A 5,667-nucleotide genomic window follows, 5' to 3' on the forward strand; every position below is an offset into this window, starting at 1 on the left:
CCGCCACGGTGGGGGCCGCCACGACCATCGGTAGCGTGGCCGCGATCCAGCGAACCCCGATGGACGCGGTATACTCGTGGTGGACGGGGCGCGACTGTTCGGTGGTCCGGCTGGACCAGGGAACAACCTACTGCCGGCCGGTGGAACCGAAGCCCGAACCCCCACCGTACTGCACGCGCAGCCTGGGCACGGTGGATTGCTGGCAAAACCCCGACACCGTGCCAGGCCACCCCCGAGGCCTGGCCGACGGCCCATCGGTGCTGACCCCGGCCCAGGAATCGGACCGGGTGCGAACCTGGCCCTGACCGTCAGCGGATTCGGCATCCATATCGCTTGATCATCCCCATGGCCGGACGGTCCATAGATATGCAGGATAACCCGCAGGCGTCAGCATGAGCAGTGAGCGAAGGATTGCTTAGCCGACCCCCAGCGACCCATCGTCATAGCCGGGCGTGTCCCGGCTATCCGCGCTTCATCCGCTGGTGCAAAAATGGCTGGGACACACCCGGCCAAGAGGTGACAGCGGGTACCGAACCCACTCTCTCCCGCCGACATCCCCGGTCCCGATGGAGCGCTCCCGGCCATCGTCGCACGGCGACAAAGCGCGGATCGCCGGTTCAGCCAGAACGGTCACATCCCGCGCCCCGGCCGACGCCGTCATCCCCGATCTGCTACGGTCAAACCGGGCTTCATCTGCCAGTAAAACGAAACCCGGTGACCGGTTCCAGCCATTGGGTGCTGGACACCGGCATCGCGTGCATCCCGTTCCATTAGCGGATAGGCAGATCGCTGTCTGCGAGGTATGCCGTGCTGCCGCTGCTGGCCTGAATTTCCAGCATCGTCGGGCCGTCCGTCACCGACAGGGGTAAGACCGCGTCACCGTTGGTCCATCGACGCAGCGTCGCGCCCGTGAGATCACGATGCGGCATGTTATCGGAAAACGCGCCTTGGCGGATGCGGACTGGCGCGGCGGTTTCCCGCCGCGGATGGGCGGCGAGATCGATCCGCCGCCGACGGCGATTGTGAGGACCTCGCCCGCGGTGAGGCTGAAGGTGCCCCCTATCTCTGCCCCTGGCCGCCGAGAGTGCCATTTTCATCGGCGCCGCCCGGGGCACCATAGCCAGTGATATCATAGGTGCCCGTGGTCACGACCGTGAAGGTCTGGACGATCGCTCCGTCGTAATTAAAAGTCGTACCTGACATGTGATTATTCTGTCCTCAGAACCATTCCGCGCTCTGTAGCATCACAAAGGGCCAACTCAATCATTGGTTGTAATATCATTTTCTTTGCTCTTATGGATAGGCTTCTGCGCGGACAGCGCGAGTTGGGTCGGAGGATGCTGGTCGGCTCAGAGAATGTCCCCCGCGAAATCGAGACTGAAATGACTCGCCGGGCGATCGTGGCATTGGCATCACCAGGCACAACGCCCTTCTGGGATTCGCGCTGGCCAACTCGTCACCCCAGCAATTGCTTACGCAGCGGCGATCGAATCCGAAAAAGCGATACCGAATTGCTCACGCTGTGCACCGAGTTCCAACGCCTTCCGTCGCCAGAGTTGCCCATCTTGCCAATGACGATGGTATAAATCCGGTTTCCAGCGAGCAGGGCCTGAACCATGAAGAATGGCATTCATTTCATCTCTGGCCTGCCCCGTTCGGGATCGACGCTGCTGGCGGCGCTGCTGTTGCAGAATCCCGCACTGCATGCCGGCATCACCAGCGGGGTTGGCTCGCTCGTTGGCACGATCCTGCGGGAAGTCAGCCAGGGTAACGAGACCGCGGTGATGATCGATGACGGGCAGCGGCAGGCCCTGCTGCGCGGCGTGTTCGAGAATTACTATCATGCCATTCACCCGATCCGCACGGTGTTCGATACGAACCGGGTGTGGACCAGTCGGCTGCATCTGGTCGCCGATCTGTTTCCGAATGCGAAGGTGATTTGCTGTGTGCGAAACATGCCGTGGATCATTGACAGTATTGAGCGGCTGGTGCGGCGGAACCGCTGGGAACTGTCGAGGATTTTTGATTTCGACCCGGCCGGAACGGCGTACTCCCGCGCCGACGGCCTGAGCAGCCGCAACGGCCTGGTCGGCTTCGCCTACAACGCGATGAAGCAGGCAATGCACAGCGAGGAATCTGACCGGCTGTTGCTGCTGACCTACGAGACCCTGTCGCGCAACCCGGCCTACGCGATGGAACGTGTCTATGACTTCGTCGGTCTGCCGCGCTTTACCCATAATTTCGAGAACATCTCGTTCGACGCGACGGAGTTCGACGCCCGGCTCGGCACACCCGGTCTGCACAAGGTTCAACGGGCCGTCCGTGCTGTCGAGCGTCAAACGCTGTTGCCCCCCGACCTGTGGCGTCGTTATGAGGGGGAAAATTTCTGGCACGACGCCGCCTTCAACAAGCGCGGGGTGCGCATCGTCTGATATCGGGCTTCTAATGGGTCCGCTTACTATACCGGAGCCCAAGTGCCAAAGGCTCCCACCTAACCCCCCGAAAACACGCCCCGCTTGCCCCAAACGCCCAACCCCCCGACAATCCCCCCAACAGTCGAAGGACCCAAGGCGTGCCCGGATTCAAAAGTACCGAAAAATACATCGCGACCCGCGACCTGGAAGTCGCGGTCAACGCCGCCGTCACCCTGGAACGCCCCCTGCTCGTGAAGGGCGAACCAGGCACCGGCAAGACCGTCCTGGCGCACGAAGTCGCCGCCGCGCTGAACCGCCCCCTGATCGAGTGGCACATCAAGTCCACCACCAAGGCCCAGCAAGGCCTCTACGAATACGACGCCGTCTCCCGCCTCCGCGACGGCCAGCTCGGCGATCCCCGCGTGCACGACATCGGTAACTACATCGTCCGCGGCAAACTCTGGGACGCGTTCGAAGCCGAACAGCAAACCGTCGTCCTCATCGACGAAGTCGACAAAGCCGACATCGAGTTCCCCAACGACCTGCTGCTCGAACTCGACCGGATGCAGTTCTTCGTCTACGAAACCCGCAAGACCATCGTCGCGAAAAACCGCCCCGTCGTCATCATCACTTCCAATAACGAGAAAGAACTGCCCGACGCCTTCCTGCGCCGTTGCTTCTTCCACTACATCCGCTTCCCCGACCGCGAAACGATGGAGCGCATCGTCCAGGCCCACTACCCGGACATCCGCAAGGACCTCGCTCGGGAGGCACTGAACGTCTTCTTCCAGGTCCGCGACGTGCCCGGCCTGAAAAAGAAGCCCGCCACCTCCGAACTGCTGGACTGGCTCAAGCTGCTAATGGTGGAGGACCTGCCGGTGGAAATCCTGCGCAGCAACGAAAAGCAGGTCGTCATCCCCCCGCTCTACGGCGCACTGCTGAAGAACGAGCAGGACGTCCACCTGTTCGAACGCCTCGCCTTTCTGGCACGCCGGGGAACCTGATGTTCTCGCACCTCGTCCTCAGCCTGCGCTCCGCCGGCCTGCCGGCCTCCATCACCGAATACCTGACCCTGATGGCGGCGATGAAAGCCGGGGTGGCCGACTACAGCACCGAGGACTTCTATTATCTGGCACGAGCGACGCTGGTGAAGGACGAACGCCATCTGGACAAGTTCGACCGCGTCTTCGCCCATTGCTTCAAAGGCCTGGAACCGCCCGAGGGCGTCAAGGTCGAAGACCTGCCAGAGGAATGGCTGCGCAAACTCGCCGAAAAGCTCCTCAGCCCCGAGGAAATGGAGAAAATCAACGCCCTCGGCGGTTTCGACGCCATTATGAACCGCCTGAAAGAACTGCTGGCGGAACAGAAAAGCCGGCACCAGGGCGGATCGAAGTGGATCGGCACCGCCGGCACGTCCCCCTTCGGCGCCTATGGCTACAATCCGGAAGGCGTCCGCATCGGCCAGGACGAATCCCGCCACAGGCGAGCGGTCAAGGTCTGGGACCGCCGCGATTACAGGGACCTCGACGACACCGTCGAGCTCGGCACCCGCGGCATGAAAATCGCCCTGCGTCGCCTGCGCCGTTTTGCCCGCCAAGGGGCTGCCACCGAACTGGATATTCCCGACACCATCCGGTCCACCGCCAACAACGCCGGCAGCCTGGACCTGAAGATGGTCCCCGAACGCCACAACAACGTAAAAGTCCTGCTGTTCCTGGACGTCGGCGGCTCAATGGACGATCACGTCAAACTGACCCAGGAACTCTTCTCTGCCGCCCGCACCGAATTCAAGCACCTGGAATACTATTACTTCCACAACTTCCCCTACGAGAAAGTCTGGAAGAACAACCGCCGCCGGTTCGAGGAAGTGATCCCCACCTGGCAGGTCCTCCGCACCTACGGCCCCGACTACAAACTGATCATCGTCGGCGACGCGGCGATGAGCCCCTACGAAATCACCATGCAAGGCGGCTCCGTCGAGCACTACAACGAAGAACCCGGCACCACCTGGCTGGAACGCCTGTCCGGCCACTACCGCCACGCCGCCTGGCTGAATCCGACACCAAGACAAAGCTGGGGCCACGTGCGATCGATCAACATGGTCAACGACCTGATGGAAGGCCGGATGTATCCCCTGACGGTGAACGGAATCGACGAAATGACGCGGGAATTGAGCCGGTAGGTTGTGACTGAGCCTGCCCCACCCCATCCGTCATGGCCGGGCGTGTCCCGGCCATCTTCGCACCGTCCGACGAAGCGCAGATAGCCGGGACTTCGCCCGGCCACGGCGGTGAAAAGACCCGGCCGCCCACGACTTCGATTACCCCTTCCCCCGCAACCCCAACCGTTCCAGCCGCGGCAAAACCTCCGCCACAAAGAACGGAATCTCCTTCAGATAGTCCACAAACGCCACAGTGCACCCGGCCAGGCCCGCGGCGCTCATCCGCGCCATCTCCTCCGCCACGTCATCGGGCGACCCGACGAACGGATACGCCCCCGGATACCCGCCGGCGAAACGACCCGCCCCCGTCCGCGTGAACCGGTTCTCAAACGGCCGAGCGATCGGCGCACCAGCCCCCGGGACCGTCGCACCCCGTGCGCCGCGATAATAATCCTGCCCCTCGGTATCCGCCATCTCCTCGGCAAAGTAATGGAAGTACTCCTCCGCCTCGGCGCGGGTCGCCCGGCACACCACATGCCCCATCGTGAACACTGAAATCGTCCGCCGGTACCGATCCATCTGCGCCGAGACATCCGCCAGCAGCGCCGGCACCTGATCCAGCTCCGTCACGTTCAGGAACAGCACATCCGCCGCCCGCGCCGCGAAATCCCGCCCCTTCGGCGAAAACCCCGCCGACATCACCGGCGGCCGAGGCCGCTGCACCGAGACCGGATCGGTCTGCAACCGCTTCAGCTTGAAGAACCGCCCGTCCCAGTCAAACTCCGGCCCGCCCTCCAGCAATTTCGACCAAATCTGAAACCACTCCAGCCCATGGTCGTACCGGGTCTCCGGATCGATGGTCACGCCATGCAGGTCGAACTCCGCCTGGTTCCACCCGCACACGATGTTCAGCCCGGCCCGCCCATGCGTCACATGGTCGATCGTCGCGATCGCCTTCGCCCCGAACGCCGGAGTCACCAGCGGTACATGCACGGTCGAGAAAATAGCGATCCGCTTCGTCACCGCCCCCAGCGCCGCACCATGCGTCAGCGTCTCGAACGACCGCCCATAAATGTTCGCCTTCCCCTGATA

Annotated in this window: 6 protein-coding genes; 4 read left to right on the forward strand and 2 right to left on the reverse strand. The window is 62.8% G+C overall.

Annotated features, from left to right (window positions below; genetic code table 11):
* On the forward strand, positions 1-305 hold a 305-nt coding region (locus tag GSQ89_RS35955), incomplete at its 5' end, for a hypothetical protein (RefSeq protein WP_158932905.1).
* Positions 306-1,059: 754 nt separating this feature from the next.
* Here GSQ89_RS35955 and GSQ89_RS35960 read toward each other — a convergent pair.
* Positions 1,060-1,203 (reverse strand): hypothetical protein, encoded by a 144-nt coding sequence (locus GSQ89_RS35960; protein ID WP_158932906.1) that lies wholly within the window; start codon positions 1,201-1,203, stop codon positions 1,060-1,062.
* A 413-nt stretch (positions 1,204-1,616) separates the two neighbouring features.
* Between GSQ89_RS35960 and GSQ89_RS35965 the strand changes: the two genes are divergently transcribed.
* The 3 genes from GSQ89_RS35965 to GSQ89_RS35975 all read left to right on the forward strand — a co-directional run bounded on the left by GSQ89_RS35965 (position 1,617) and on the right by GSQ89_RS35975 (position 4,596).
* Positions 1,617-2,432 carry a sulfotransferase gene (locus tag GSQ89_RS35965; RefSeq protein WP_158932907.1) on the forward strand — a complete coding sequence of 272 codons (816 nt, stop codon included), beginning with the start codon at positions 1,617-1,619 and terminating at the stop codon, positions 2,430-2,432.
* A gap of 140 nt (positions 2,433-2,572) precedes the next feature.
* Positions 2,573-3,418 (forward strand): MoxR family ATPase, encoded by an 846-nt coding sequence (locus GSQ89_RS35970; protein ID WP_158932908.1) that lies wholly within the window; start codon positions 2,573-2,575, stop codon positions 3,416-3,418.
* The gene (locus GSQ89_RS35975; RefSeq protein WP_158932909.1) at positions 3,418-4,596 is read left to right on the forward strand and encodes a VWA domain-containing protein; all 1,179 of its coding nucleotides are present in this window, start codon (positions 3,418-3,420) and stop codon (positions 4,594-4,596) included. Before GSQ89_RS35970 ends, GSQ89_RS35975 begins: the two co-directional genes overlap by 1 nt.
* Before the next feature lie 138 nt (positions 4,597-4,734).
* Here GSQ89_RS35975 and GSQ89_RS35980 read toward each other — a convergent pair.
* On the reverse strand, positions 4,735-5,667 hold a 933-nt coding region (locus GSQ89_RS35980; protein WP_158932910.1), incomplete at its 5' end, for an LLM class flavin-dependent oxidoreductase.

It is taken from the genome of Acidisphaera sp. S103 (genome assembly GCF_009765975.1).
Classification (GTDB): Bacteria; Pseudomonadota; Alphaproteobacteria; order Acetobacterales; family Acetobacteraceae; genus Rhodopila.